This window comes from Streptomyces sp. NBC_01268, assembly GCF_036240795.1.
Classification (GTDB): domain Bacteria; phylum Actinomycetota; class Actinomycetes; order Streptomycetales; family Streptomycetaceae; genus Streptomyces.
Window position 1 is genome coordinate 2,095,894 of record NZ_CP108454.1, and the last position, 26,387, is coordinate 2,122,280.

24 protein-coding genes are annotated in these 26,387 nt (G+C 72.4%); 6 read left to right on the forward strand and 18 right to left on the reverse strand.

Annotated elements, in window-relative coordinates:
• Window positions 1-2 precede the first annotated feature (2 nt).
• The 3 genes from zwf to pgl are packed head-to-tail and all read left to right on the forward strand — an operon-like array spanning window position 3 to window position 3,351.
• A complete protein-coding gene (gene zwf / locus OG309_RS09140) occupies window positions 3-1,535 on the forward strand; it encodes a glucose-6-phosphate dehydrogenase (protein ID WP_329419629.1) in 1,533 nt (510 codons plus the stop codon).
• Window positions 1,532-2,572: a glucose-6-phosphate dehydrogenase assembly protein OpcA gene (gene opcA, locus OG309_RS09145; protein WP_329419630.1), complete on the forward strand. Its 1,041-nt coding sequence runs from the start codon at window positions 1,532-1,534 to the stop codon at window positions 2,570-2,572. Before zwf ends, opcA begins: the two co-directional genes overlap by 4 nt.
• Window positions 2,569-3,351 carry a 6-phosphogluconolactonase gene (pgl, locus tag OG309_RS09150; RefSeq protein WP_329419632.1) on the forward strand — a complete coding sequence of 261 codons (783 nt, stop codon included), beginning with the start codon at window positions 2,569-2,571 and terminating at the stop codon, window positions 3,349-3,351. The genes opcA and pgl overlap by 4 nt, the downstream gene beginning before the upstream one ends.
• A gap of 22 nt (window positions 3,352-3,373) precedes the next feature.
• Here pgl and OG309_RS09155 read toward each other — a convergent pair whose 3' ends face one another.
• From OG309_RS09155 to OG309_RS09175, 5 genes are all read right to left on the reverse strand, one after another.
• Window positions 3,374-4,999: a PH domain-containing protein gene (locus OG309_RS09155; protein WP_329419634.1), complete on the reverse strand. Its 1,626-nt coding sequence runs from the start codon at window positions 4,997-4,999 to the stop codon at window positions 3,374-3,376.
• A complete protein-coding gene (locus tag OG309_RS09160) occupies window positions 4,996-5,499 on the reverse strand; it encodes a PH domain-containing protein (RefSeq protein ID WP_329419635.1) in 504 nt (167 codons plus the stop codon). The genes OG309_RS09155 and OG309_RS09160 overlap by 4 nt, the downstream gene beginning before the upstream one ends.
• Window positions 5,500-5,502: 3 nt before the next feature.
• A complete protein-coding gene (gene pgi / locus OG309_RS09165) occupies window positions 5,503-7,167 on the reverse strand; it encodes a glucose-6-phosphate isomerase (protein WP_443067551.1) in 1,665 nt (554 codons plus the stop codon).
• 75 nt (window positions 7,168-7,242) lie between these two features.
• On the reverse strand, window positions 7,243-8,007 hold the full coding sequence (locus tag OG309_RS09170) for an SIS domain-containing protein (RefSeq protein ID WP_329419637.1): 765 nt from the start codon (window positions 8,005-8,007) through the stop codon (window positions 7,243-7,245).
• A gap of 115 nt (window positions 8,008-8,122) precedes the next feature.
• Complete coding sequence (locus tag OG309_RS09175) at window positions 8,123-9,037, reverse strand: N-acetylglucosamine kinase (RefSeq protein ID WP_329419638.1); 915 nt, start codon at window positions 9,035-9,037, stop codon at window positions 8,123-8,125.
• A gap of 59 nt (window positions 9,038-9,096) precedes the next feature.
• On the opposite strand from OG309_RS09175, the gene OG309_RS09180 reads away from it, so the two are divergent.
• The gene (locus tag OG309_RS09180; protein WP_329419639.1) at window positions 9,097-9,948 is read left to right on the forward strand and encodes a MurR/RpiR family transcriptional regulator; all 852 of its coding nucleotides are present in this window, start codon (window positions 9,097-9,099) and stop codon (window positions 9,946-9,948) included.
• 73 nt (window positions 9,949-10,021) lie between these two features.
• On the opposite strand, the gene OG309_RS09185 is transcribed toward OG309_RS09180, so the two are convergent.
• From OG309_RS09185 to uvrC, 10 genes are all read right to left on the reverse strand, one after another.
• On the reverse strand, window positions 10,022-10,357 hold the full coding sequence (locus OG309_RS09185; RefSeq protein WP_079060169.1) for an RNA polymerase-binding protein RbpA: 336 nt from the start codon (window positions 10,355-10,357) through the stop codon (window positions 10,022-10,024).
• A 77-nt stretch (window positions 10,358-10,434) separates the two neighbouring features.
• On the reverse strand, window positions 10,435-10,665 hold the full coding sequence (gene secG / locus OG309_RS09190) for a preprotein translocase subunit SecG (protein ID WP_329419641.1): 231 nt from the start codon (window positions 10,663-10,665) through the stop codon (window positions 10,435-10,437).
• 97 nt (window positions 10,666-10,762) lie between these two features.
• The gene (gene tpiA / locus OG309_RS09195; protein ID WP_329419644.1) at window positions 10,763-11,542 is read right to left on the reverse strand and encodes a triose-phosphate isomerase; all 780 of its coding nucleotides are present in this window, start codon (window positions 11,540-11,542) and stop codon (window positions 10,763-10,765) included.
• A gap of 7 nt (window positions 11,543-11,549) precedes the next feature.
• Window positions 11,550-12,761 (reverse strand): phosphoglycerate kinase, encoded by a 1,212-nt coding sequence (locus OG309_RS09200; protein WP_329419645.1) that lies wholly within the window; start codon window positions 12,759-12,761, stop codon window positions 11,550-11,552.
• Window positions 12,762-12,871: 110 nt separating this feature from the next.
• Complete coding sequence (gene gap, locus OG309_RS09205) at window positions 12,872-13,882, reverse strand: type I glyceraldehyde-3-phosphate dehydrogenase (protein WP_329419647.1); 1,011 nt, start codon at window positions 13,880-13,882, stop codon at window positions 12,872-12,874.
• A 247-nt stretch (window positions 13,883-14,129) separates the two neighbouring features.
• Window positions 14,130-17,090 (reverse strand): M14 family metallopeptidase, encoded by a 2,961-nt coding sequence (locus tag OG309_RS09210; RefSeq protein ID WP_329419648.1) that lies wholly within the window; start codon window positions 17,088-17,090, stop codon window positions 14,130-14,132.
• Between the two features lie 167 nt (window positions 17,091-17,257).
• Window positions 17,258-18,247 carry a DNA-binding protein WhiA gene (gene whiA, locus OG309_RS09215; RefSeq protein WP_046911893.1) on the reverse strand — a complete coding sequence of 330 codons (990 nt, stop codon included), beginning with the start codon at window positions 18,245-18,247 and terminating at the stop codon, window positions 17,258-17,260.
• The gene (locus OG309_RS09220; RefSeq protein ID WP_329419651.1) at window positions 18,238-19,263 is read right to left on the reverse strand and encodes a gluconeogenesis factor YvcK family protein; all 1,026 of its coding nucleotides are present in this window, start codon (window positions 19,261-19,263) and stop codon (window positions 18,238-18,240) included. The genes whiA and OG309_RS09220 overlap by 10 nt, the downstream gene beginning before the upstream one ends.
• Window positions 19,260-20,168 carry an RNase adapter RapZ gene (gene rapZ, locus OG309_RS09225; RefSeq protein WP_329428230.1) on the reverse strand — a complete coding sequence of 303 codons (909 nt, stop codon included), beginning with the start codon at window positions 20,166-20,168 and terminating at the stop codon, window positions 19,260-19,262. The genes OG309_RS09220 and rapZ overlap by 4 nt, the downstream gene beginning before the upstream one ends.
• Window positions 20,169-20,275: 107 nt before the next feature.
• Complete coding sequence (gene uvrC / locus OG309_RS09230) at window positions 20,276-22,267, reverse strand: excinuclease ABC subunit UvrC (protein ID WP_329419652.1); 1,992 nt, start codon at window positions 22,265-22,267, stop codon at window positions 20,276-20,278.
• A 58-nt stretch (window positions 22,268-22,325) separates the two neighbouring features.
• Here uvrC and OG309_RS09235 point away from each other — a divergent pair, with 58 nt between their 5' ends.
• On the forward strand, window positions 22,326-23,081 hold the full coding sequence (locus OG309_RS09235; protein ID WP_329419654.1) for an SDR family NAD(P)-dependent oxidoreductase: 756 nt from the start codon (window positions 22,326-22,328) through the stop codon (window positions 23,079-23,081).
• 110 nt (window positions 23,082-23,191) lie between these two features.
• On the opposite strand, the gene OG309_RS09240 is transcribed toward OG309_RS09235, so the two are convergent.
• Together OG309_RS09240 and OG309_RS09245 are read right to left on the reverse strand one after the other, a co-directional pair.
• Window positions 23,192-24,007 carry a hypothetical protein gene (locus tag OG309_RS09240; RefSeq protein WP_329428231.1) on the reverse strand — a complete coding sequence of 272 codons (816 nt, stop codon included), beginning with the start codon at window positions 24,005-24,007 and terminating at the stop codon, window positions 23,192-23,194.
• Between the two features lie 5 nt (window positions 24,008-24,012).
• The gene (locus OG309_RS09245) at window positions 24,013-24,618 is read right to left on the reverse strand and encodes a papain-like cysteine protease family protein (protein WP_329419655.1); all 606 of its coding nucleotides are present in this window, start codon (window positions 24,616-24,618) and stop codon (window positions 24,013-24,015) included.
• A gap of 235 nt (window positions 24,619-24,853) precedes the next feature.
• Between OG309_RS09245 and OG309_RS09250 the strand changes: the two genes are divergently transcribed.
• Window positions 24,854-25,783 (forward strand): hypothetical protein, encoded by a 930-nt coding sequence (locus OG309_RS09250; protein WP_329419657.1) that lies wholly within the window; start codon window positions 24,854-24,856, stop codon window positions 25,781-25,783.
• 74 nt (window positions 25,784-25,857) lie between these two features.
• Here the strand turns inward: OG309_RS09250 and OG309_RS09255 are convergent, their stop codons facing one another.
• The gene (locus OG309_RS09255; protein WP_329419659.1) at window positions 25,858-26,283 is read right to left on the reverse strand and encodes a Rieske (2Fe-2S) protein; all 426 of its coding nucleotides are present in this window, start codon (window positions 26,281-26,283) and stop codon (window positions 25,858-25,860) included.
• Window positions 26,284-26,387 lie beyond the last annotated feature (104 nt).

Below are 26,387 nucleotides of genomic sequence, written 5' to 3' on the forward strand. Positions count from 1 at the left end.
CCTTGAGCGCAGTCACCGGAGCGAACCCGCTCCGTGACGCCGCAGACCGACGGCTCCCGCGCATCGCGGGGCCGTCGGGTCTGGTGATCTTCGGTGTCACGGGCGATCTGTCCCGCAAGAAGCTCATGCCCGCGGTCTACGACCTCGCCAACCGCGGTCTGCTCCCGCCGGGCTTCTCGCTGATCGGCTTCGCCCGTCGCGAGTGGCAGGACGAGGACTTCGCACAGGAGGTCCACGACGCCGTCAAGCAGCACGCCCGCACCCCGTTCCGCGAGGAGGTGTGGCAGCAGCTGATCCAGGGGATGCGCTTCGTCCAGGGCGACTTCGACGACGACGACGCCTTCGACCAGCTGAAGACCACCATCGAGGAGCTGGACAAGGCGCAGGGCACCGGCGGCAACTTCGCCTTCTACCTGTCCGTGCCGCCGAAGTTCTTCCCCCTGGTCGTCCAGCAGCTGAAGAAGCACGGCCTGGCCGACCAGAAGAACGGCGCCTGGCGCCGTGCGGTCATCGAGAAGCCCTTCGGTCACGACCTGACCTCCGCCAAGGAGCTCAACGAGGTCGTCCACGAGGTCTTCCCGCCCGACGCGGTCTTCCGCATCGACCACTACCTCGGCAAGGAGACCGTCCAGAACATCCTGGCGCTCCGCTTCGCCAACACCCTCTTCGAGCCGATCTGGAACCGGTCGTACGTCGACCACGTGCAGATCACCATGGCCGAGGACATCGGCATCGGCGGCCGGGCCGGCTACTACGACGGCATCGGCGCCGCCCGTGACGTCATCCAGAACCACCTGCTCCAGCTGCTCGCGCTGACCGCGATGGAGGAGCCCGCCTCCTTCGACGCCGACGCGCTCGCCGCGGAGAAGACCAAGGTGCTCGGCGCGGTGAAGCTGCCGAAGGACCTGGGCAAGTCCACGGTGCGCGGCCAGTACGCGGCCGGGTGGCAGGGCGGCGAGAAGGCCGTCGGCTACCTCCAGGAAGACGGCATCGACCCGCAGTCGAAGACCGACACGTACGCCGCCATCAAGGTGGAGATCGACAACCGCCGCTGGGCGGGCGTCCCCTTCTACCTGCGCACCGGCAAGCGGCTCGGCCGCCGGGTCACCGAGATCGCGGTGGTCTTCCAGCGCGCGCCGCACTCCCCCTTCGACCAGACGGCGACGGAGGAGCTCGGCCAGAACGCGCTCGTCATCCGCGTCCAGCCGGACGAGGGCGTCACCATGCGGTTCGGCTCCAAGGTGCCGGGCACGCAGATGGAGGTCCGGGACGTGTCGATGGACTTCGCCTACGGCGAGTCCTTCACCGAGTCCAGCCCCGAGGCCTACGAGCGGCTCATCCTCGACGTCCTGCTCGGCGACTCCAACCTCTTCCCGCGGGTCGAGGAGGTCGAGCTGTCCTGGAAGATCCTCGACCCGATCGAGCAGTTCTGGGACAGGCACGGCAAGCCCGCGCAGTACCAGTCCGGGACCTGGGGTCCGGTCGAGGCGGACGAGATGCTCGCACGAGACGGCAGGAGCTGGCGCCGGCCATGAAGACCGACCTGACGGACACCACGTCCTCCAAGATCAACAAGGCGCTGGTGCTCGGGCGGCGGGCCATCGGCACCCCGGCCGTCGGCATGGTGCTCACCCTCGTCATCGTCACCGACGAGGAGAACGCCTACGACGCGCTGAAGGCTGCCAACGACGCGTCCCGCGAGCACCCCTCGCGGACCCTCGTCGTCATCAAGCGGGTCTCGCGCTCCCCGCGGGACCGCGCCAAGGCGCGGCTCGACGCCGAGGTCCGCCTCGGCGCCGATGCCAGCACCGGCGAGACGGTCGTGCTCCGGCTGTACGGCGAGGTCGTCGACCACGCCCAGTCGGTGGTGCTGCCGCTGCTGCTGCCGGACGCGCCCGTCGTCGTCTGGTGGCCGGTGAACGCGCCGACCGACCCGGCGAACGACCCGCTGGGCGCCCTCGCCCAGCGCCGTGTGACCGACACGTACGCCGCCGAGCAGCCCATCCAGGAGCTGACCGCGCGCGCGGACGCGTACACCCCGGGCGACACGGACCTCTCGTGGACCCGGATCACCCCGTGGCGTTCGATGCTGGCCGCCGCGCTCGACCAGGTCGCGTGCGAGGTCACCTCGGCCGAGGTGGAGGGCGAGGAGTTCAACCCGAGCGTCGAGCTGCTCGCCATGTGGCTGGCGGACCGGCTGAACGTGCCGGTGCGGCGCGCCAAGTCGGCCGGGCCCGGCCTCACCTCCGTGCGGATGGAGTCCAGCTGCGGCCCCATCGTGCTGGACCGGCCGGACGGCTCGCTCGCCACGCTCTCGATCCACGGGCAGCCGGACCGCGGCGTGGCGCTCAAGCGCCGCGAGACGTCCGAGCTGATCGCGGAGGAGCTGCGCCGCCTCGACCCGGACGACACGTACGCCTCGGCGCTGCGGTTCGGCCTGGAGCGGCTCGACGAGGAGGCGGCGACCAAGGCACCGGCCCCCACCGAGCCCGAGCCCGAGGCCGCCCCGGCCGAGGCGCCCGCGGCGAAGACCGCGAAGAAGGCCCCGGCCAAGAAGGCGGCGGCCAAGTGAGCGCCCCTCAGCTCGTCGTCCACCGTGACAAGGAGCTGATGGCCCAGGCCGCGGCGGCCCGGCTGATCACGAAGATCGTGGACGCCCAGTCCGCCCGCGGCACCGCCTCGGTGGTGCTCACCGGCGGGCGCAACGGCAACGGGCTGCTGGCGGCGCTGCGCGCGGCGCCCGCGCGGGACGCCGTGGACTGGTCGCGGCTGGACCTGTGGTGGGGCGACGAGCGCTTCCTGCCCGACGGCGACCCGGAGCGCAACGTCACCCAGGCCCGCGAGGCGCTGCTCGACAGCGTCCCGCTGGACCCGGCGCGGGTGCACGCGATGCCGGCCTCGGACGGCCCGTACGGAAACGACGTCGAGGCCGCAGCCGCCGCGTACGCGGCGGAGCTCGCGGCGGCGGCCGGCCCCGAGGACCGCACCGGGGTGCCCGCCTTCGACGTGCTGATGCTGGGCGTCGGCCCGGACACGCACGTGGCCTCGCTCTTCCCGGAGCTCCCGGCGGTCCGCGAGACCGAGCGGACGGTGGTCGGGGTGCACGGCGCTCCCAAGCCGCCGCCGACCCGGGTCTCGCTGACCCTTCCGGCGATCCGGGCCGCGAAGGAGGTCTGGCTGCTCGCGGCCGGCGAGGACAAGGCGAAGGCCGCGGCCATCGCGCTGTCCGGCGCGGGCGAGGTGCAGGCTCCGGCGGCGGGTGCCTACGGCCGCTCGCGCACGCTGTGGCTGCTGGACGCGGCGGCCGCCTCGGAGCTGCCGCGCGCTCTGTATCCCCCGGCCACGGCCTGAGGACGCGTCACGGAGGCCCGGTTCACCGCTCGGTGGGCCGGGCCTCCGGCGTTTCCCCGACCGGTGCGGGTCCCTTCCCTACGGCCGCGTCCCGTACGGGTTCCAGGAAGGGCGCGAGGAGGTCCGGTACGGCCTCGGCGGCGAAGGTCAGGCCCTGGCTCTCGCCCGCGTCGTGGACGGCGTACGCGCCCTCCCCCGCGGCCGTCGTGGCGCTGAGGGTGAGCACCCCCGCCCGCCGCTGGAACCAGGACTGCCTGACGGTCCAGCCGATGACCCCGGCCCGCTGGAGGGCGACGGTGGAGCGGCGCACGGTGCCCGAACGGGTCACCAGGTAGGCGCCGCTGACGCCGTGTCCGAGGTTGCGGTAGGCGTCGAAGGCGAGGACGAGCGCCGGCGGGGTCAGGAGGACGGCGAGGACGGCCGCCAGATATCCGAGGACCGGGCTGGTGAGCAGGGCGCCGAGGACGGCGAGGACGGCCGCGGGACCGAGTCCGGCCCACAGCGCCCGGCGGACCCGCCTGCGCAGCGCCGCCCTGGGGTGCCGGGCGAGCGGGGCGCCGGTGGGCGGCTCGGGCTCGCGCAGCACCTGGGCGGCGACCCGGTCGGCGACGGCGCGGGGCACCGGCGGCAGCAGGTTCTTGAGGTCGGCGTGCTTGTCGTCGTCGTTCTGGGCCAGCCCGGTGGCGACGGCGTCGACGCGGGCCCCGCGGAAGAGGCGTACGCCGAGCGGTTCGACCAGCTCGACCCCGCGCAGCCTGCGCTCCTCCAGGGAGATCGAGCGGGCGGTGAACAGGCCGCGGCGGACCCGCAGGGTGCCGCCCGGCTCGCGCTCCAGCCGGTAGCGGAACCACATCTCGACCCACAGGCCGAGGGCGCCGAGGAGCCCGGCGACGACGGCGAGCAGGACGAGGTCGACGATCATCCAGGGCAGCGAGACGTCCTCGAAGCGGTCCCCTATCCAGTGGATGACCTCGCCCTGCGCGCCGAACCAGTCGCTGATCTGCAGGACGGCGCCGGCCGCCGCCGTGGCGAGCAGCGGGGTGACGAAGGAGACCGGGGCGTAGCGGATCCAGCGCGGGTCCACCCCGGCGAGGACGCCGTCGTACGCGGGGTCCGCGGCGCCCTCGACACGGGCGAGCAGGGTGTGGCGGAGCAGCTCGCCCTCCGCGCGGGCCACCAGGTCGAGTTCGAGGGTGGACTCCCCCGCGGTGTGCTCGCCGGTGCCGATCCCGACCTTGACCAGGCCGAGGACGCGTTGTAGCGGGTTGGCGGTGAGGTCGACGCTGCGGATGCGCTCGCGGGCCAGGGAGCGCCGTTTGACCACGACGAGACCGGTGTGCAGTTCGACCAGCTCGGGGCCGACGCGGTAGCGGGTGCGGCGCAGCCGGACCCAGTCGGCGGCCGTGCCACCGCCGATGAGCAGCAGGGCCCCGGCGAGGACCCAGGCGGCGGCCTGCCACGCGGGCCGGGAACCGGAGGACAGGCTGAGGAAGGCGGGCAGGGCCGCGCCGCCGGCGACCCCGCACAGGACGGCGGCACCGGCGAGCAGGGAACGCGGGTGGAGACGGCGCCACTCCCGGAGCGGGTCGGCGGCCGGGTCCACGGCCGTTCCCTCGGACGCCGTGTCCTGCGCCGTGCCCTCGCTCATGTGGCGTCCCCGGGGGTCGCCCGGGTGATCGCCGTGAGCCGCTCGGCCAGCTCGGCGGCGAGCTCGTGGTCGAGGCCCGCGATGCGCAGCTCCCCCTTGGAGGAGGCGGTGGTGACGGTGACCGTGGCGAGCCGGAAGCTCTGCTCCAGCGGGCCCCGCACGGTGTCGACCGTCTGGATCCGGGACATGGGGGCGATCCGCCACTCCTGCCAGAGGGCGCCGGTCCGCACGTACACGGCGTCCTCGGTGACCTCCCAGCGGTGCACGCGGAACCACCAGGAGGGGAGGAGGGCGGCGCAGAGCAGTCCGAGGACCGCCACGATCACGGCCGCGGTCAGCAGCCAGGACCGTGCCGGGGTGATCAGCCACCCCAGCACGGCCAGGACGGCCACCGGCACGCCCGTGGTCACCAGCAGCTGCGCGCGCCACCAGGGGACGGCCCGGCCGTCCACGGCGTTCCTCGGCGGGCGCAGCCGCACCGCTTCCTCCCCCGTGGTCATCGGTCAGTCCCGGCCGCGCAGCGCGCGGTACGCGGCGACGAGGCCGGCGGTGGAGCTGTCCAGGCGGTCGCCGCCCTCGCCGTCGGTGAGCACCGGCTCGATCTTCCTGGCGAGGACCTTGCCGAGCTCGACGCCCCACTGGTCGAAGGAGTCGATGTTCCAGACGGCGCCCTGGACGAAGACCTTGTGCTCGTAGAGGGCGACGAGCTGGCCCAGCACGGACGGGGTGAGCGTGTCGGCCAGGATCGTGGTGGTCGGGTGGTTGCCCTGGAAGGTCTTGTGCGGGACGAGCTCCTCGGGGACGCCCTCCGCGCGTACCTCCTCGGGCGTCTTGCCGAAGGCGAGCGCCTGGGTCTGGGCGAAGAAGTTGGCCATCAGCAGGTCGTGCTGGGCGACCAGGCCGGGCAGCAGGTCGGCGACGGGGCGGGCGAAGCCGATGAAGTCGGCCGGGATGACCTTGGTGCCCTGGTGGATCAACTGGTAGTAGGCGTGCTGCCCGTTGGTGCCGGGGGTGCCCCAGACGACCGGGCCCGTCTGCCAGTCGACCGGCTGTCCGTCACGGGTCACGGACTTGCCGTTGGACTCCATGTCGAGCTGCTGGAGGTACGCGGTGAACTTCGACAGGTAGTGCGAGTACGGCAGCACGGCGTGCGACTGGGCGTCGTGGAACGCGCCGTACCAGATGCCGAGGAGGCCGAGCAGGAGCGGGGCGTTCTCCTCCGGGGCGGCGGTGCGGAAGTGCTCGTCGACGAGGTGGAAGCCGTCGAGCATCTCCCGGAAGCCGTCCGGCCCGATGGCGATCATCAGGGACAGGCCGATGGCGGAGTCGTAGGAGTAGCGGCCGCCGACCCAGTCCCAGAACTCGAACATGTTCGCCGTGTCGATGCCGAACTCCTCGACCTTCTCGGCGTTGGTCGACAGGGCCACGAAGTGCTGGGCGACGGCCTCCTGGCCGGCCCCCAGCCCGGTGAGGAGCCAGTCGCGGGCGGAGGTGGCGTTGGTGATCGTCTCGATGGTGGTGAAGGTCTTCGAGGCGACGATGAAGAGGGTCTGTGCCGGGTCCAGGTCGCGGACGGCCTCGTGCAGGTCGGCGCCGTCGACGTTGGAGACGAAACGGAGCGTCAGGTCGCGCTGGGTGAAGGAGCGCAGGACCTCGTAGGCCATGGCCGGGCCGAGGTCCGAGCCGCCGATGCCGATGTTCACGACGTTCTTGATCGGCTTGCCGGTGTGGCCGGTCCACGCGCCCGCGCGGACCCGCTCGGCGAAGGCGGCCATCTTGTCGAGGACGGCGTGCACCTCGGGGACCACGTTCACGCCGTCGACCTCGATCACGGCACCGCGCGGGGCACGCAGCGCGGTGTGCAGGACCGCCCGGTGCTCGGTGTTGTTGATCTTCTCGCCGCGGAACATGGCGTCGCGCAGCTCGGCCACGCCGGTGGCGGCGGCCAGGTCGCGCAGCAGCGCCAGGGTCTCCTCGGTGACGAGGTTCTTGGAGTAGTCCAGATACAGGTCGCCGACGCGCAGCGTGTAGCCGGTGCCGCGCTCGGGGTCGGCGGCGAACAGCTCACGCAGGTGCGTCGCGCCCAGCTGCTCGCGGTGCTTGCCGAGGGCCGCCCACTCGGGCAGCTGGTTGAGCCTGGTACGGCCTTCGTTACTCATCTCGGACATCGCCCATTTCTTCGTCTCACTGCGTGTGTGCCCCGCTGCCCCACCAACCTAATTGATCCGGTGTGCGAAACGCGTTCAGTGACCGCCGCGGTGCAGCCGTCCCGCGTAGCGGGCTTCGAGGAGGGCGTTGCGCTCGTGGCCGCCGGGCAGGTTGGCGGAGACGTAGACCGGCGGCTCGTGCCCTTCGGCGAGCAGGAGCGCGACGGCCTCGGCGACGACCATCTGGACCAGCAGGGAGGAGGTGAGCGTGGAGATCCCGCACAGCGCGGCGCCGTCGGGCAGCGGGAGGACGGCGTCGCCTGCGGGGGCGCAGTTGTCGAGCACGGCGTCGGCGAGATCGGCGAGCCGCCGGCCGCCGGCGTGCAGCGCGGGCACGGCGTGGGTGTGCTCCAGCGAGGTGAGCGCGACGAGGGGGTGACCGGCGCCGGTCACCTTGAGCGCCATGTCCACGATCGAGTTGTTGACACCGGAGTTGGAGATGATCACGAACAGGTCCTGCGGGCGGGGCGTGGCGAGGGCGTACAGCCGGTCGGCGAGCCCCGGCGACCGTTCGAGCAGCGGGTCCCGGAGGACCGCCGGATCCTCGCCGCCGCGCAGCACGAGGTCGGCGAGCGCGATCCGGCTGGTCGGCACCAGCCCTCCGGCCCGCCCCGCCACCTCCAGTGCGGCGGCCTGCGAGTGCCCGGTCCCGAACGCGTGGATCACCCCGTCGGCGGCCACGCAGTCGGCGAAGAGCCGGGCGGCGACCGTCACGGAGTCCTGGTTGACGGCGACGGCCCGGTCGAGCGCGGACCGGGCGAGATCGGCGAACCGGGCGGCGCTGGGGGCGGGTGGGGACACGGGGCGCTCCAATGGTTGGGTGAACCGATCATGCCGAGCCTCTCCGGCTCAATGAACCAGCGGATCCCGGGCGCGTCAAGAGCGCCGCACGCCGCCCCCGGCCCTCCCTCCGCCGTCAGACCGACAACCTCGCCAACGCCACCGCCCCGGCGACGCCGTCCGGTACGGGATCCGGGGCGAGCCCCAGCGCCGAGACCCGCGCGGTCAGCCGCTCCAGCAGCGGCCCCCCAGGTCCGAGAAGCCCCCCGGTCACCACCAACGGCTCCCCCGGCCGCGGCCCCAACGCCCCCACCGTCGCCACCAGTTCCCCCACCGCCCGGTCCAGCAAGCCGCGCGCCACCCCGTCCCCCAGCCCCGCCGCCTCCACCACCAAGGGGCTCAGCGAAGCCAGTCGCACCGGCGCCGCCCCGTACGCGTACCGCACGACGTGCTCCTTGCTCAGCCCTCCGCACAGCGCCCCCACCCGCTCCGTGAGCGCGGTCGACGCCCCCCGCCCGTCCAGTGCCCGCAGCACCGCGCGCAGCGCCTCGCGGCCCAGCCAGAAGCCGCTGCCGGCGTCGCCGAGCAGCCAGCCGTCGCCGTCGGCGGCACGGACCGCGCGACGGTCGGCCACCCGGGCCGCCGCCGCGCCCGTGCCGGCGATGAGCACGAGCCCGTCGGCGGGGGTCCCGGCGCCTCCGGCGAAGGCGACGTCCGCGTCGCCCCGCACCTCGACCCGGCCGGCCCGGACGCCCGCGAGGGCCAGCGCCTCCGTCAGCGCCGCGTGCGCCCGCTCCCGGCCCCCGCCGGGCCCGCCGCCCGCGAAGCCGCCCACCACGGCGGCGACGCTTCCGCCGCCCGGCGGCAGGGCCCCGCGCAGGGCCTCGCCCAGGTGGCGCAGGAGCGCGTCGGGGGCCACGCTCAGCGCGTTGCCAGGGCCTCCGGCGCCCTCGCCGAGCACCCGGCCGGTCGCCGCGTCGGCGAGCCGCGCCCTGGTCCGCGTACCACCGGCGTCGACGCCGACGACCCACTGAATCCCGGATTCGTTCATCAGCCCGCATGGTGATTGATAGATTCATCGGAACACAAGACCCACGAAGGCCGGCCCCTATGATCACCGCGCTGATCCGCTCCGAACTCCCCCGGATGTCCGGCTCCTTGCGCAAGGTCGGCAGCTGGGTCCTCGCCGATCCGGCCCGGGTCTCCGGGCTCTCCGCCGCCGAGCTGGGCCGCCGCACGGGCACCTCGCAAGCCACCGTGACCCGTTTCTGCCACGCCGTCGGGCTCGACTCGTACCAGCGGCTGCTGCTCGAACTCGCCCGCGAGCAGGGGCAGGAGAGCGAGGCGGCCGAACGGACGCCGCTGGGGCCGGAGATCGGCCCCGACGAGCCGCTGGAGCAGGTCGTCGCCGCCGTCGCCCGCGCCGACCTCCAGGCCCTGCGCGCCACCGCCGAGCAGCTCGACCTCGGCGCCCTGGAGCGGGCCGCCCGCGCCCTCGCCCAGGCACGCCGGATCGACGTCTACGGGGTCGGCGCCTCCGGGGTGCTCGCCCTGGAGACCCAGGCCCGGCTCTTCGGCATCGGCTGCGAGGCGCGCGCCTGGACCGAGGTGCACGCGGCGGAGACCTCGGCGGCCCTGCTGACCCCCGCCGACGCGGTCGTCACCCTGTCGCACTCGGGCGCCACCCGCGAGGTGCTCGGGCCGCTGCGGCTGGCCGCCGAGCGGGGCGCCGCGACCGTCGCGGTCACCGGCGATCCGCGCTCCCCGGTGGCCCGCGCGGCCGGCGTCCACCTCACCTCGACGGCGGCCGGGACCGGCTTCCGGCACGGCGGCTTCGGCACCCGCCACTCGGTGCTGCTGATCCTGGACTGCCTGTACGCGCGCGTGGCGCAGCTGACCTACTCGCGGGCCACGGCCGCCCTGGCGCTCACCGCGCACATCGCGGACGCCCATCGCGGCTGAGAACGCCGACGGGCCCCGCGCGCGAACTCGGTTCGCGGGGCGGGGCCCGTTCGGTCACATCGTCACACCACGCTCAGATCTCGCCGCGCAGCTTGGCAAGCGCCTCGGCGAGGATGGCCTCGCCGTCCGCGTCGCTGCGCCGCTCGCGTACGTAGGCGAGGTGCGTCTTGTACGGCTCGGTGCGCGGCGGGTCCGGCGGGTTGTCCTGGTCCTGACCTGCCGGGAAGCCGCAACGCGGGCAGTCCCAGGTCTCCGGGACCTGTGCGTCACTGGCGAAGCTGGGCTGGGTCTCGTGCCCGTTCGAGCACCAGAAGGAGATGCGGAGACGGGGTGCGGACTCGCCCCGCTCAGCCTCCCCCATCGGCCCCGCTCCGACCCGGCTTCCCCGGATCGCGTTGCCACTTGCCACGGTCGTAACTCCCTGCGTGATGGTGCTCGAAGATGCCCCAGTCTACGTAAGGCCCAACGCGCGTCCAGTGATTGGAGTTACCCGTCCAACTTCATCAGCAGACCGAGCACCACAATGCAGGCGAACCAGAGCAGACCGATCACCAGGGTGATGCGGTCCAGGTTGCGCTCGGCGACCGAGGAACCACCGACGGACGACTGCATGCCGCCACCGAACATGTCGGAGAGGCCGCCGCCCTTCCCCTTGTGCATCAGCACGAGCAGCATCAGCAGCGCGCTGAAGACGATCAGGGCGATCGAGAACCCCATAACCACGGCTGGACCAACTTCCTCGGACTTATACGGACGGGGGCCGGGCGCCTGCCCGACCCCCGCAAGGGTACGACGTATCTCCGCTACCGCATACTCACTGGTCGCGGAAGCGCACGATCTTGACGAACTCGTCGGCGTCCAGCGAGGCACCGCCCACCAGCGCGCCGTCGATGTCGGGCTGCGCCATGATCTCGGCGACGTTTCCGCCCTTGACGGACCCGCCGTACTGGATGCGGATCTTGTCGGCCACGTCCTGCGCGTACAGCTCGGCCAGCTTGCCGCGGATCGCCCCGCAGACCTCCTGCGCGTCCTCGGCGCCGCAGACCTTGCCGGTGCCGATGGCCCACACGGGCTCGTACGCGATCACGATGGTCTCGGCCTGCTCGGCCGGGAGGCCCTTCAGGCCGCCCTCGACCTGGGCCAGGGTGTGCGCGACGGCGTTGCCGGCCTCGCGGACGTCCAGCTCCTCGCCGACACAGAGGATCGGGGTGATCCCGTGCTGGAAGGCGGCCTTCACCTTGGCGTTGCACAGCTCGTCGGACTCGCCGTGGTACTGGCGGCGCTCCGAGTGGCCGACGGCCACGAAGGCGCACTTCAGCTTCGACAGCATGGGGCCGGAGATCTCGCCCGTGTAGGCGCCGGACTCGTGCGCGGAGATGTCCTGGGCGCCGTACTTGATCTTCAGCTTGTCGCCGTCGACCAGGGTCTGCACGGAGCGCAGGTCGGTGAAGGGCGCGAGGACCGCGACCTCGACGGCGTCGAGGTCCTTGTCGGTGAGCGCGAAGGCCAGCTTCTGGACGTGCGCGATGGCCTCAAGGTGGTTGAGGTTCATCTTCCAGTTGCCCGCCATCAGCGGGGTGCGGGTGTTGCTCATGAAGAGGTCAGTCCTCCAGTGCGTCGAGGCCGGGAAGCGTCTTGCCCTCGAGGTATTCGAGGGAGGCGCCGCCGCCGGTCGAGATGTGGCCGAAGGCATTCTCGTCGAAGCCCAGGATCCGGACGGCCGCGGCGGAGTCACCGCCGCCGACCACGGTGAAGGCCGGGGAGTCGACGAGCGCCTGGGCGACGGCCTTGGTGCCGTGGGCGTAGTCGGGGTGCTCGAAGACGCCCATCGGGCCGTTCCAGAAGACGGTGCCCGCGTCGGCCAGCTTCGAGGCGTACAGCTCGCGGGTCTTCGGGCCGATGTCCAGGCCCTCCTGGTCCGCCGGGATGGCATCCGCGGCGACGAGCTCCGGGTGGGCCGGGGCCTTGGTCTTCAGGTCCGGGAAGTCGGCCGAGACCAGCACGTCGACGGGGAGGACGAACTCCACGCCGCGCGCCTCGGCGCGCTTGAGGTAGTCCAGGACCGCCGGGATCTGGTCCTCCTGGAGCAGCGAGATGCCGACCTCGTGGCCCTGGGCCTTGAGGAAGGTGTACGCCATGCCGCCACCGATGAGGATGCGGTCGGCCTTCTCCAGGAGGTGGTCGATCACGCCCAGCTTGTCGGAGACCTTGGCACCGCCGAGGGCGACCACGTAGGGGCGCTTGACGTCCTCGGTGAGCTTCTTGAGGACGCCGACCTCGTTGGCGATGAGGTAGCCCGCGGCGTGCGGGAGGCGGGCCGGGAGGTCGAAGACCGAGGCGTGCTTGCGGTGCACCGCGCCGAAGCCGTCGCCGACGTACAGGTCGGCGAGCTCGGCCAGCCGGTCCGCGAAGGCGCCGCGCTCGGCGTCGTCCTTGGAGGTCTCGCCGGCGTTGAAGCGCAGGTTCTCGACGACGGCCACCTGGCCGTCGGTCAGGCCCGCGACGGTCGCCTTGGCCGAGTCGCCGACGGTGTCGGTCGCGAAGGCCACGTCGGCGCCGAGGAGCTCGCCGAGCCGCCGGGCGGCCGGGGCGAGCGAGAAGGCCGGGTCCGGGGCGCCCTTGGGGCGGCCCAGGTGCGAGGCGACGACCACGCGGGCGCCCGCGTCGGCCAGCGCCTTGACGGTGGGGACGACGGCGCGGATGCGTCCGTCGTCCGTGATGGTGGTGCCGTCGAGCGGCACGTTGAGGTCGGCGCGGACGAACACCCGCTTGCCGGAGACGCCTTCGGCGAGAAGCTCGTCGATCGTCTTCATCTGTTCACTGACTCCCTTGGTACACGCGGTGGAGCACACGAGACAGGGCTCGCACAGCGCATCTTCGCGCTGCCCGAGCCCTGCTCACATCGAAGTACCCGCCCTAGAGTCTAGAGCTGGCCGCCGACGAAGACGGTGAGGTCGACGAGACGGTTGGAGTAGCCCCACTCGTTGTCGTACCAACCGAGGATCTTGACCGTGCTGCCCTCCTGGACCATCGTCAGGGAGGCGTCGAAGGTGCAGGACGCCGGGTCGCTGACGATGTCCGAGGAGACGATCGGGTCCTCGGTGTAGAACAGGATGCCCTTCAGGGAGCCGTCCTCGGACGCCTTCTTGAAGGCCGCGTTGACCTCGTCCTTGGTGACCTCGCGGTCGAGGGTGACGACGAGGTCGGTGGCGGAGCCGGTCGGGACCGGGACGCGCATCGCGATGCCGTCCAGCTTGCCCTTGAGCTGCGGGAGGACCAGGGCGGTGGCCTTGGCGGCCCCCGTCGTGGTCGGGATGATGTTCTCCGCGGCGGCGCGGGCGCGGCGCAGGTCCTTGTGCGGGAAGTCCAGGATGCGCTGGTCGTTGGTGTACGCGTGGACCGTGGTCATCAGGCCCTTGACGATGCCGAAGTTCTCGTCGAGAACCTTGGCCATCGGCGCGACACAGTTGGTGGTGCAGGACGCGTTCGAGATGACGTGGTGGTTGGCCGCGTCGTACTTGTCCTGGTTGACACCCATGACGATGGTGATGTCCTCGTCGCTGGCCGGAGCCGAGATGAGGACCTTCTTGGCGCCGCCGGCGATGTGCTTCTCGGCGTCGGCCTTCTTGGTGAAGATGCCGGTCGACTCGATGACGATGTCGACGCCCAGCTGACCCCAGGGGATGTCGGCCGGGTTGCGCTCGGACAGGACCTTGATGGTGTGGCCGTCGACGGTGATGGTGTCGGCGGTGTGGGTCACCTCGGCCTTGAGGCGGCCCAGGATGGTGTCGTACTTCAGCAGGTGGGCCGTGGTCGCGGTGTCACCCAGGTCGTTGACAGCCACGATCTCGATGTCGGCACCCTGCTCAAGGAGCGCGCGGAAGTAGTTGCGACCGATACGGCCAAAGCCGTTGATGCCTACGCGGATCGTCACGAACCGATCTCCTCGTTAGGTACGCCGGGTTTCGACGCCCGGCGAGCTTCTCTTTTGGGATGTCCCCGACCGCTTACGACCCTACCTCTCCGAACGGCCCACAGTGACATCCAGTGCAGCCGTACGAGCCCTGAAAGTGCCGGAAAAAGGCCGACAGCCCTTACCTACCAAGAGGTAAGGGCCATCGAGGGACCTTCGCCCCCACTACGGAGAGTGACGAAAACCGGTGCTCGACTGAGCGGCCGGATCAGCGTCGGAGCGAATTAAGGGCCTTTCCGAGCAGAGCCGCCCGATCCGCCGCATTCGGGACGTGCTCCAGGCCGAAGCCGAAGAGCACGGTGTCACGGGTGGTGACCGACGCCTGGGAGTGGAAGAGGGCCTCGGAACGGGTCCAGTCGGATCCGTTCCCCGGACTGCCGGCCGGCGCTCCCGGTACGGACCAGTTTCCGGTCCCGGTCTCGAAGCCCTCGGTCTCGGTGACGGCGCCGGCGCTGAGCCGGACGTCGTCGACGAAGGCGCCCATCTCTCCGGTGCCGGGGTCGGAGACGTACGAGATCGCCAGCTCGACCTGCTTGCCCGCGTAGGCGCTCAGGTCGACCTTCGCCTGCCGCCAGCCGTTGGACGGGCCGGTGAAGGCGTTCCAGGCGCCGGTGGTGCCGGTGGCGGCACAGCCGTCCTGGCCGACGGTGAGGTAGCGGGCGAGGAAGGGGTGCCCGCGGACGTAGTAGCCCTCGCCGCAGTCGGCGGGCGGCTCGGCGGAGGTGCCGCCGTTGAGGTCGGGCAGGGTGGTCCAGTCGTCCTGGCCGACGGTGTGGGCCTCGACGATCAGGTTGTCGTACCCCGGCTCGGTGTCGTAGCTGACCTGGAAGCTCAGGTTCGGCTGCGAGGCGGCCGCGACGCCGGTCAGGTCCACGGTCCTGGCGAGCCGCGCCCAGGTGTTGTCCGAGTGGCGCAGGGCCGCGAAACGGCTGCCCTCGTAGGGCTCGAAGGGGGTGCGCACGCCCGGGTAGTCGCCCGCGGAGGCGCTGCTCGCGAACTGCGGGAACAGGTCGGGCTTCAGGGTGTCGGAGGTGACGGTGTAGGCGCCCGCGTTGTCGAGCGGGTTGCCGTCCGCCGCGCCCAGGGGCGCGGCGGCGCCGCCGAGGCGGCCGGCTCCGGCGAAGGAGGCCGGGCCGTTCAGTCCGGCCCTGCGGTAGGCGCCGAGGTAGTACTGGGCGAAGTCGTTGGACTCGGCGCGGCCGATCGCGACCAGGCCACCGGACTTCTCTCCGGCGTTGACCAGCTTGCCGCCCTCGTTGAGATAGGCGCGGACGGCGAGCAGGGTGGCTCCGGAGGGCTGCTCGGCGCCGGTGTACCAGACGACGGCACGGAAGTGGCCGAGCACGCCGAGGGCGTGCGGGGCGCCCTGGGTGGCGACGTCCCAGACGGCGGCGCGGCGCCCGCCGGCGGCGAGGGCCTTCACGTACGCGGCGGTGTTCCTCGCGGCGGCGGTGCCGCCCTCCTCGGCGATGACCAGGACGTCGCCGCGGGGCCGTGCCGCCACGGTGTACGTGAACGGGGTGGACGCGGTGGCCTTGCCCTCGCGGGTGCGGGCCGTGTACCAGACCTCGACCTTGTCACCGGGCCTGGCGCCCTCGACCTCGGCGCGGTACTGGTCGAAGTAGAGGTTGTCCTCGCCCCCGTAGGTCTCCCCGCCCTTCCAGGGCTCCAGGCCCTCGCGCTCGGTGCGGCCACCGTTGATCCGGTAGTTGAGGGTCTTGGCGCGCAGCGACTTGCGGGCGGTGACGGCGACCTCCTGCTCCTGGCCGCGGGCGGCGTAGGAGGTGGCGAAGGCGTCCGGGGTGAAGTCGGGGGCCTCGATGCCCACCGGGGAGACGGGCCGGTCCGGGTGGGCGGCGGTCTCGGCGACGGCGAGCGCGAAGGGGATGTTCTTGGCGAACTCGGCCTGGATCAGCTTCTCGTCGTCGGGGAAGGTGAAGACGGAGGCGCAGTCCGCCGGGTCCCAGGCGTCGTTCGGGTCGACCCGCGAGGCGGTGGCACAGGTCGACATCTCCGGGGTGAACATCTGCATCCCGTTGACGTTGGCGGCGTGTCCGTCGGCCTCGCCGTTGGTGATGTAGAGCTCCGAGGAGACCTGCGGGCGGTAGCCGGGGACCGCGGAGTTCTGCGGGGTGCCGGCGAGCGCCTTGAGGGCCACGTCGTCGGGGGTGTCGGTGGCGACCTGCCAGCCCACGCCGTAGAGCAGCAGCTGGGCGGCGGAGTGGTAGTTGATGCCGTACCGGAAGCCGATGCGCTTCTCGAAGCGGTCGAGGGCGCGGGTCTCGGGCTCCGAGTTCGGTCCGGCGCCGCGGAAGGTCTCGTCGGCCCGGTCGGGCGAGGAGCCCTCGTCGTCGTAGCCCCACTTGTAGGCGAAGTTGCGGTTGAGGTCGACGCCGTCGCCGGACTCGATGCGCCCGTCGCCGTCGTTGTCGCGCAGGTTCTTGCGCCACTGGCGGTTGTCCGGGTCGGCGTGGGTGTAGTCGTAGCCGTCGGGGTTGGCGGAGAGCACGAACCACAACTCGGTCGTGTCGACCAGCCTGGTGAGGCGGGCGTCCTTGCCGTAGCCGTCGAGGTAGTGGTGCATCAGCCGCCGGGTCATCTCGGGGGTGATCCACTCGCGGGCGTGCTGGTTGGACATGTAGAGCGTGGCCGGCCGCGAGCCGTCCCTGGTCTTCGCTGCGCCCTTGCTGACCTTCAGGGCGAGGATGTCCTGACCCTTGACCGTCTTGCCGAGGGAGACGACCTTGGTGAGCCCGGGGTGGGACCGGGCGGTGTCCATGATCTCCTGCTTGAGGCCGCCGGGCCCGCCGTACGGGCGGAAGACGCCGTCCCCGGCGCCGGCGACGCGCTTCTCCGCCTGGGCGGAGAGGGAGTGCTCGGCGATCTCGACGCCCTCGCCGCGCAGCTTCCCCGCCTGCTCGTCGGTGAGGTAGAGCTCGACGGTGGCGGAACCCTTGGCGGGCACCTGCTCCGTCAGCTCGCGGGCGTCGGTGCCGGCGTCGAGGAGGAGCGGCACCTGCTCCTTGCTGACCTTGGCACGCCAGACGGAGAGCCCGTCGCCCTGGGGCGAGCCGTCGGTGTTCGGCTGTGCTCCGGCGACGGGTGCCGCCACCAGTCCTGCGATCAGCAGTGAACCGGCGGCGAGCACCGCTCTCGCTCTGCGTCTCATAAGCCCCCCTTGCTGTTGTCTGCCACGAAAGTGAACAGACGTCAGGCTCGTGGTGACTCACGGGCTTCGTCAAGGGTGCGTGCGGCGCGCCGAAACGGAAGCTGCCGATGCCTCAGAAAGGCACCGGCAGCGGGGAGTTGAACGGAATCGCCCGTTCTGGTGAAGGGTCAGCCGACGAGGCTGTCGTCCAGCTCCTCCGTCAGGTTGGACTCGGTCCCCGGGATGCCCAGGTCCTGCGCCCGCTTGTCGGCCATGGCGAGCAGCCGGCGGATCCGGCCGGCCACCGCGTCCTTGGTCAGCGGCGGGTCGGCGAGCGCGCCCAGCTCCTCCAGGGAGGCCTGCTTGTGCTCCATGCGCAGCCGGCCCGCGGCGGCGAGGTGCTCGGGCACCTCGTCGGCGAGGATCTCCAGGGCCCGCTGCACCCGGGCGCCCGCGGCGACCGCCGCGCGGGCCGAGCGGCGCAGGTTGGCGTCGTCGAAGTTGGCCAGCCGGTTGGCGGTGGCGCGGACCTCGCGGCGCATCCGCCGCTCCTCCCAGGCCAGCACCGACTCGTGCGCGCCGAGCCGGGTGAGCAGGGCTCCGATGGCGTCGCCGTCACGGACGACCACCCGGTCCACGCCGCGCACCTCGCGGGCCTTCGCCGCGATGGAGAGCCGGCGGGCCGCGCCGACCAGGGCCAGGGCGGCCTCGGGACCGGGGCAGGTCACCTCCAGGGAGGAGGAGCGGCCCGGCTCGGTCAGCGAGCCGTGCGCCAGGAAGGCGCCGCGCCAGGCCGCCTCCGCGTCACAGGTGGCACCGGACACGACCTGCGGGGGCAGGCCCCGGATCGGACGGCCGCGGCCGTCCACCAGACCGGTCTGGCGGGCCAGCTGGTCGCCGCCCGCCACCACGCGCACCACGAACCGCGAGCCCCGGCGCAGTCCGCCGGGCGCCATCACGATCAGCTCCGAGCTGTGCCCGAAGATCTCCAGGATGTCCCGCTTGAGACGCCGGGCCGCCATCGCGGTGTCCAGCTCCGCCTCGATCACGATCCGGCCGCTCACCAGGTGCAGCCCGCCCGCGAACCGCAGGATCGACGAGACCTCGGCCTTCCTGCAGCAGGTCCGGGTGACGGGGAGCCGGGAGATCTCGTCCTTCACCGCTGCCGTCATCGCCATGGGCCGATCCTTCCATGCATCCGAAAAATACGGTCGTACGCGGCGGCCAACAGCTCCGGGTCGTGCTTCGGAGAACCGTCGGGCCTGGCCACCGGCGCCAGCTCGACCGCGGCGCCGAGCCGCTTGGCGGCATCGGCGAGGGACTCGCGATCGGGCACGGCGGCCTCGTCGGCCAGCACCACGTCCAGGGCGAGTTTAGGGGCGTGTCGTGCCAAAACCTCCAAATGACGCTGCGGGGAGAAGCCCTCTGTTTCTCCGGGCTGCGGCGCGAGGTTCAGCGAGAGCACCCGACGGGCCTTGGTCTCCACCAGGGCGTCGAGCAGCTCGGGCACCAGCAGATGCGGGATCACCGAGGAGAACCAGGACCCCGGGCCGAGCACCACCCAGTCCGCGTCCAGGACCGCCTCGACGGCCTCGGGCACGGCCGGCGGGTCGTGCGGCACCAGGTGCACGGACTGCACCTCGCCGGGAGTGAGGGCCACGGTCGCCTGGCCGGCCACGGTGTCCACGTCGAGCGGGCGCTCCGGGTCATGCCCCTTGACCAGGGCCTGGAGCTCCAGCGGCACGGCGGACATGGGCAGCACCCTGCCCTGCGCGCCGAGCAGCCTGCCGACCAGGTCGAGGGCCTGCACGGGGTCGCCGAGCTGCTCCCAGAGGGCGACGATCAGCAGGTTGCCGACCGCGTGGCCGTGCATCTCGCCCTTGGACTGGAAGCGGTGCTGGATCACCCGGGCCCAGGTCTGGCCCCAGTCGTCGTCGCCGCAGAGCGCGGCGAGCGCCTTGCGCAGGTCGCCGGGGGGCAGCACGCCCAGCTCCTCGCGGAGCCGGCCGCTGGAGCCCCCGTCGTCGGCGACCGTGACCACCGCGGTCAGGTCGCCGGTGATGCGGCGCAGAGCGGCGAGCGAGGCGGACAGCCCCATGCCGCCGCCGAGCGCGACGACCTTGGGCTGGGCGCCGCGCCTGCGGAGCGCGCGCCGCACCGACAGCGTGGAGGCGCGCCGTTTGTACGGCTTCACTCGCGCCCCATGTCCCGGTGGACGACGACGGTCTCCACACCCTCCGCGGCGAGCCGGGCGGCCAGCTTCTCGGCGGTGGCCACGGAGCGGTGCTTGCCGCCCGTGCAGCCGACGGCGATCGTCACGTACCGCTTGCCCTCGCGGCGGTATCCGGCGGCGATCAGCTGGAGCAGCTCGGTGTAGCGGTCCAGGAACTCCTTGGCCCCGGGCTGGTTGTAGACGTAGTTGGCGACCTCTTCGTTCAGCCCGGTGAAGGGGCGCAGCTCCGGGACCCAGTGCGGGTTGGGCAGGAAGCGCATGTCGACGACGAGGTCGGCGTCGACGGGCAGGCCGTACTTGAACCCGAAGGACATCACGGTGGCCCGCAGCTCGGGCTCCTCGTCGCCGGCGAACTGGGCGTCCATCTTGGCGCGCAGCTCGTGGACGTTGAGGCTGGAGGTGTCGATCACCAGGTCGGCGTCGCCGCGCAGCTCGCGCAGCAGGTCGCGCTCGGCGGCGATGCCGTCGACGATGCGTCCGTCGCCCTGGAGGGGGTGCGGGCGGCGGACCGACTCGAAGCGCCGGACCAGGGCGTCGTCGGAGGACTCCAGGAAGACGATCCGGCGGGTGACCTGCTTGGAGTCGAGGTCGGCGAGGGAGTCGCGGAGGTTGTCGAAGAACTGCCGGCCGCGGACGTCGACGACGACCGCGATGCGGGCGACGTTGCCCTGGGAGCGGGCGCCGAGCTCCACCATGGTGGGGATCAGCGCGGGCGGCAGGTTGTCGACGACGAACCAGCCGAGGTCCTCCAGGCACTTCGCCGCGGTGGACCGGCCTGCTCCGGACATGCCGGAGATGATCACCAGTTCGGGGATGGCCGCGTCGGCGTTGTCGCCGCCCGCGGGCTCAGTGGTGCCCGTATCCATGTCTGGCACTCCGTCTTCGTGCTTCTGCTGCTCTTGCTGCTCTTGCTGCTCTTCGCGCCGGACGTCGTCGGCGTGCGGGTCGTTCTCGTGCTGCCGGTCGTGCGTGGTCATGCCGTCGTGCCCCCGTCGTCTTCCATGATCTCTCCTGTTGCCGTGTTCACGGCGGGCGCGGCCGGGGCCGCCTGCGCGAGGGCCACCGCCACGGCCTCGGCCGTCTTGCGGCCCATGCCGGGGACCTCGCAGATCTGCTCGATTGTCGCCTGCCGGAGGCGTTTGACCGAGCCGAAATGCTTGATGAGTGCCTGCTTGCGCGTCTCGCCCAGACCCGGCACGGCGTCCAAGGGGCTGCTGCGGATGCGCTTGTTCCGCTTGGACCGCTGGTAGCGGATGGCGAAATCGTGAGCCGTGTCACGTACCCGCTGAAGGAGGTACAGGCCCTCGCTGGAGCGGGGCAGCACCACCGGGTCGTCGTCGCCGGGCAGCCAGACCTCCTCCAGGCGCTTGGCGAGCCCGCAGACGGCGATGTCGTCGATGCCGAGCTCGTCCAGGGCCCGCCGGGCCGCCGCGACCTGCGGCTGCCCGCCGTCGACCACGACGAGCTGCGGCGGGTACGCGAAGCGCTTGGGCCGTCCGTCGTCCTCCCGGCCCTCGGGCCCCTCGTCCGCCGGGACCTCCCCGTCCACCCACTCGCCGGTCTTCTCCTTCTCGGCGAGGTAGCGCTTGAAGCGGCGGCTGATCACCTCGTGCATGGACCGGACGTCGTCCTGTCCCTCGAAGCCCTTGATCTGGAAGCGGCGGTACTCCCCCTTGCGGGGCAGGCCGTCCTCGAAGACGACCATGGAGGCCACGACGTCCTCGCCCTGGAGGTGGGAGATGTCGAAGCACTCGATGCGCAGCGGCGCGGAGTCCAGGTCCAGGGCGTCGGCGATCTCCTCCAGGGCCCGGGAGCGGGTGGTGAGGTCGCTGGCCCGCTTGGTCTTGTGGAGCACGAGGGCCTGCTGCGCGTTGCGCGCGACGGTCTCCATCAGGTCCTTCTTGTCGCCGCGCTGCGGGACGCGCAGCGAGACGTTGGACCCGCGGCGGCCGGAGAGCCAGGCGGTGACCGCGTCGGCGTCCTCCGGCAGGGCGGGGACCAGCACCTCCTTGGGGACCGCGTCGCCGCTCTCCTCTCCGTACAGCTGCTGGAGGGCGTGCTCGACGAGCCCGGCGGTGTCGACGGCCTCGACCTTGTCCGTGACCCAGCCGCGCTGGCCGCGGACCCGGCCGCCGCGGACGTGGAAGATCTGGACGGCGGCCTCCAGCTCGTCCTCGGCGAGCGCGATGAGGTCGGCGTCGGTGGCGTCGGCGAGGACGACCGCGCTCTTCTCCATGGCCTTGCGCAGGGCCCCTATGTCGTCGCGCAGCCGGGCGGCCTTCTCGTACTCCATGTCCTCGGCCGCGATCGTCATCTCCTTCTCCAGCCGGCGCAGATACGTGCCGGTGCGGCCGGTCATGAAGTCGCAGAAGTCCTCGGCCAGTTCGCGGTGCTCCTCGGGGGTGACCCGGCCGACGCAGGGCGCCGAGCACTTGCCGATGTAGCCGAGCAGGCAGGGCCGCCCGGCCGAGGCGGCGTTGCGGAAGACCCCCGCCGAGCAGGTGCGCACCGGGAACACCCGCAGCATCAGGTCGACGGTCTCGCGGATCGCCCACGCGTGTCCGTACGGCCCGAAGTAGCGCACGCCCTTCTTCTTGTGGCCGCGCATGACCTGGACCCGCGGATACTCCTCGTTCAGGGTGACCGCGAGGTAGGGGTAGCTCTTGTCGTCCCGGTACTTGACGTTGAACCGGGGGTCGAACTCCTTGATCCAGGAGTACTCCAGCTGCAGCGCCTCGACCTCGGTCGACACGACGGTCCACTCCACGGAGGCGGCCGTGGTCACCATCGTCGCCGTCCGCGGGTGCAGGCTCGCGAGCGGCTGGAAGTAGTTCGCCAGGCGCTGCCGAAGGGACTTCGCCTTCCCGACGTAGATCACCCGGCGGTGCTCGTCGCGGAATTTGTAGACCCCCGGGGAGTCGGGGATCTGTCCCGGCTTGGGGCGGTAGCTGGAGGGGTCGGCCATGGTTCCCACCCTACTGGCGGGGACCGACACTCCGACCGTGCGCGCTCGTTGGCCGGGTATGGCGAACGAGGATTCCGGACGGCTCGCGGGCCGGGTGTGCGTGGTCACCGGCGCGGCGAGCGGGATCGGCCGGGCGACGGCGCTGCGCTTCGCGCGCGAGGGCGCCCGGGTGGTGGCGACGGACGTGGACGCGGAGCGGCTCGGCACGCTCGGCGACGGCATGGTGACGGTGGTCGGCGACGTCTCGCGGGACGCGGACGCCCGCCGCATGATCGCCACGGCGGTCGAGCGTTTCGGCCGCCTGGACGTCCTGGTGGCGAACGCCGGGGTGATCCCGCTGCTCGACATCACCGAGGCGAGCGCCTCGGACTTCGACGACGTGATGGCCGTGGACGGCCGGGGCATGTTCCTGACCTGCAAGTACGCGATCGAGGCGATGCTCCTTACCGGCGGCGGCGCGATCGTCTGCACCTCGTCGGTCTCGGGCGTCGCCGGCCAGGCCCGGCAGGCGGTCTACGGCCCGGCGAAGTTCGTGGCGACGGGCCTGACCAAGCACCTGGCGGTGGAGTGGGCCGCCCACGGCATCCGCGTCAACGCGGTCGCCCCGGGCACCATCGAGACCGAACGCGTCGCCGCCGTCCGCGAGGAACCGGGCGGCCCCGCCTACCTGGACACCGTGGCCCGCGCCCACCCGATGGCCCGCTTCGGCCACCCGGACGAGGTCGCCGCGGCCATCCTCTTCCTGGCCTCGGACGAGGCGTCCTTCGTGACGGGAGCGGTGCTGCCGGTGGACGGGGGGTACCTGGCGCAGTAGGCCCACCCTCCCGTCCCGCCCCCGTCGTGCCCATGGGTCCCGCCGGGGCGGAACCCATGGGCCCAGCGGACGGCGCCTCGCGGGCGCCTCCGCTCCCGGTCGTCCGTACCTCAGTCCGTCGCGGACCCGCGCCTCTTGCGCAGGGCCACGGCACCCGTCAGCGCGAGCACCAGCACGGCGCCCGCACCGGCCGCGGTGGAGGCGGCGGTGACGGCGGGCCCGTCGGAGACACCCCCGTCGGAGACGCCGGGGGTGGCGGCATCGGTGCCGTACCCCCCGGCCGCCCCCTTCCTCGCGTACCCGGACCCCGGCAACTTGTCCCCGTACGCCTTCACCACCCGCTCCCGGTAGGCGACGAGGCTGACCCCGTTCCGCCCCACCGCCCGCACCGCGTCCTCGTCCAGTGGCAGCACCTTCGCCCCCTTCTGGACGTACCACGCGTCGATCTGCGGCTCGCGGAAGACGATCCCGCCGGGCAGTGCGCGGAGCCCCTGCCGGGTGTAGCGCAGCTCGTCGTCGCCGGTGGCGATGTTCACCACCCGCCAGCCGCCGCCGGTCCCGCGTACCGTCCACAGCGAGGCGGTCCGCCCGTCGGCGGCGACGGCCGTGCTCGCGTGGAACTCGACGCGGGCCACCGCCGCCCCCGGCTTCCCGGCGACGAAGTCCGGAGAGAGGATCCGCACCGGCACCGACGCGCCGTCGATCCGGGGTGTGGAAGCGGACCGCGCCAGAGCGCCGCCCTCGGCGTCCCGGCTGAAGAAGCGGGCGAGCGTGTCGAGCGTCTGCGGTGCGGCGACCGCCAGCTCGGGGGTGGGCGCGGCCGGCGGGACCGGAGCCGGGGCCGCGTCGGCCGGGGCGGCGCCGAGGGCGACCAGGGCGGCGGCGGTCAGCAGGCCCGCGCCCAGGGCTCGTGTGCGCACGGTCATGGTCGTCACGCCCCGATCCGGTAGAGCGAGTGGGTCCAGGAGAAGGAGCCGTTGTCGACGTACCAGTCGTGCGAGGCCCAGTTGTAGCGGTCGCTGGACGGCCACGGGTCGCCCCAGTAGACCCAGCCGTTGGCGTCGTCGTAGCCGTAGATCACGTGCATGTGGCCACCGCCGCTGGACCACTGGATCCGCGTCTCGACCGGCCGGTTGGCGTTGATCTCGGTCTGCACGGTCGAGTAGCGCAGCCAGCCGTCCACGTACGAGCCGGGGTTGATGCCCGCCCAGCTCAGGCCGGTCTGGACGTTGCCGAGGGTGGCCTGCGAGTTGGGGCACTCGTAGCCCTGCTGGCGGTTGAAGGCGGCGTTGCAGAACTGGTTCTGGCTGTAGTTGCGCCCGAACCAGGTGGCGATGGTGTTGCCGGCCGCGGCCCAGCACCAGTTGGTCTTCTGCTGGGCCTGCATGGTGAGGTTGAGGCGCTTGTACGCGTACGCCGACACCGTGTCGTTCTGCGTCCCGGAGCCGGCCGGCGCGGCGGACGCCGGCGTGGCGGGCAGGACGAAGAGGGCGGCGGCCGCGGCGAGTGCCGCGAAGGAGAGCTTTCTCTTGCGCATCGCGTTCCTCCCGAGGTGGGGATGTGGGGAGTTGGAGGAGAGGAGCGCGTCCGGACGCTGGTCAGGAGCATCGGGCGTTGTCCGGAACGGGTCAACACGCTTCAATGCGGGATGACGGCGAGCTGTGAACGGTGTGACCCGGCTGTGAACGACGGCCCCCGGTCCACCAGCCCGCCCGCCCCGGGAGGTGCCGTAACCGGTCCGCCCTGACGTGAACGTTCACTGAGGAGTCCTCGTGGGTCACACCGAGGCCGATCTGGCGCAGTTGCTGCACACCGGCCCGTTCCACCTGGCGCTGCGCACGGCGCTCGCGGTGCGCGGGCTGCCGCTCCAGCGGGTGCAGCACCATCTGGCGCACCGGGGCATCAAGGTCGGGGTGACCTCGCTCAGCTACTGGCAGCAGGGCGCCCGCCGCCCGCAGCGCCCGGAGTCGATGAAGGCGGTACGGGCCCTGGAGGAGGTGCTCCAGCTGCCGGGGAACTCGCTGACCCGGCTGCTCGCCGAGGACACCGCCACCCGCGCCGACGTGGAGCGCCCGGCGACCCGCTCGTACCGCTCCCTGGTGGAGGCATCCGGGGTCGTGGAGGGGCTGCTCGCCGAGCTGGAGAGCCCGGCGGACGGGGGGCTGCACACGGTCGGGCACCACGAGCGGGTGCGGATCGGGGCGGGGCGCGAGCTGCTCGGCCGGGAGTCGCAGCAGGTGGTCCGGGCGCACCGGGACGGCATCGACCGCTATCTCGCGATCCACTGGGGCGATCCCGGCTGCGATCCGTCCCGGGTGGAGGTGCGGGCGGCGGAGAACTGCCGCACGGGGCGGGTGCGGCGGCACGCGGAGACGGGGGTGCTCGTCGCGGAGCTGCTCTTCGACACGCGGCTGCGGGCCGGGGACACGTACTTCTTCTCGTACGGCTTCGAGGACGGCACCGGCGGTCCGAGCCGGGAGTACGTGCGGGGCTTCAGCTTCGCGGGCGGGCAGTACGTGCTGCAGGTGCGGTTCGACGAGGCGGCGCTGCCGGTGCGGTGCCGGCGGTTCGCGCAGGCGTCGACGGGCGCGCCGCGCGGCGGCCGGGCCGAGCTGACGGTGAGCGGCCGGCACCGCGCGGTGCACCTGGTGGACCAGGGGGTACGCCCGGGGATCCTGGGGATCGACTGGGACTGGGCGTAGGGGCCGCCGGGCCTCGGGCCTGGGCGGGCATCGGGGCTCCGAGCCTCGGGGCCTCGCGCCTCGGGACCCGGGCCTTACGCCTCCGGGCCCGCCACCAGCTTGCCGTTCTCGACGCGGACCGGGACCTCGGGGAGCGGCACGGTCGCCGGGCCCTGGAGGGCCTTGCCGGTGGTCACGTCGAAGCGGCTGCCGTGGCAGGGGCAGTTGCCCTCGTTGTCCTCGATCTTGTCGAGGACACAGCCGGCGTGGGTGCACTGGGCACTGAACGCCTTGTACTGGCCCTTGGCCGGGCAGTGCACCAGGAGCCGCTGCTCGCGGTAGAGCTTGGCGCCGCCGACGGGCACCTCGTCGGGCGCGCCGAGGGAGACCGGGGCGGTCGGGGTCGGGGTCTGGGCGTGGCCCAGCTTGGAGTCCGTGGAGCAGGCGGAGACACCCAGGCCGGCGGCCCCGGCGAGGGCGGCGCCTTTCAGCACGGTGCGGCGGGTGGACTGGCCGGACATGAGCGCTCCACGGGTTCACGGGGAAATCGGGGACAAGACACCCGAAGCGGGTGACCCGAACGACGATACCGGCGCGCTCACGGGGGCCTGCGGCGGGGCTGTCG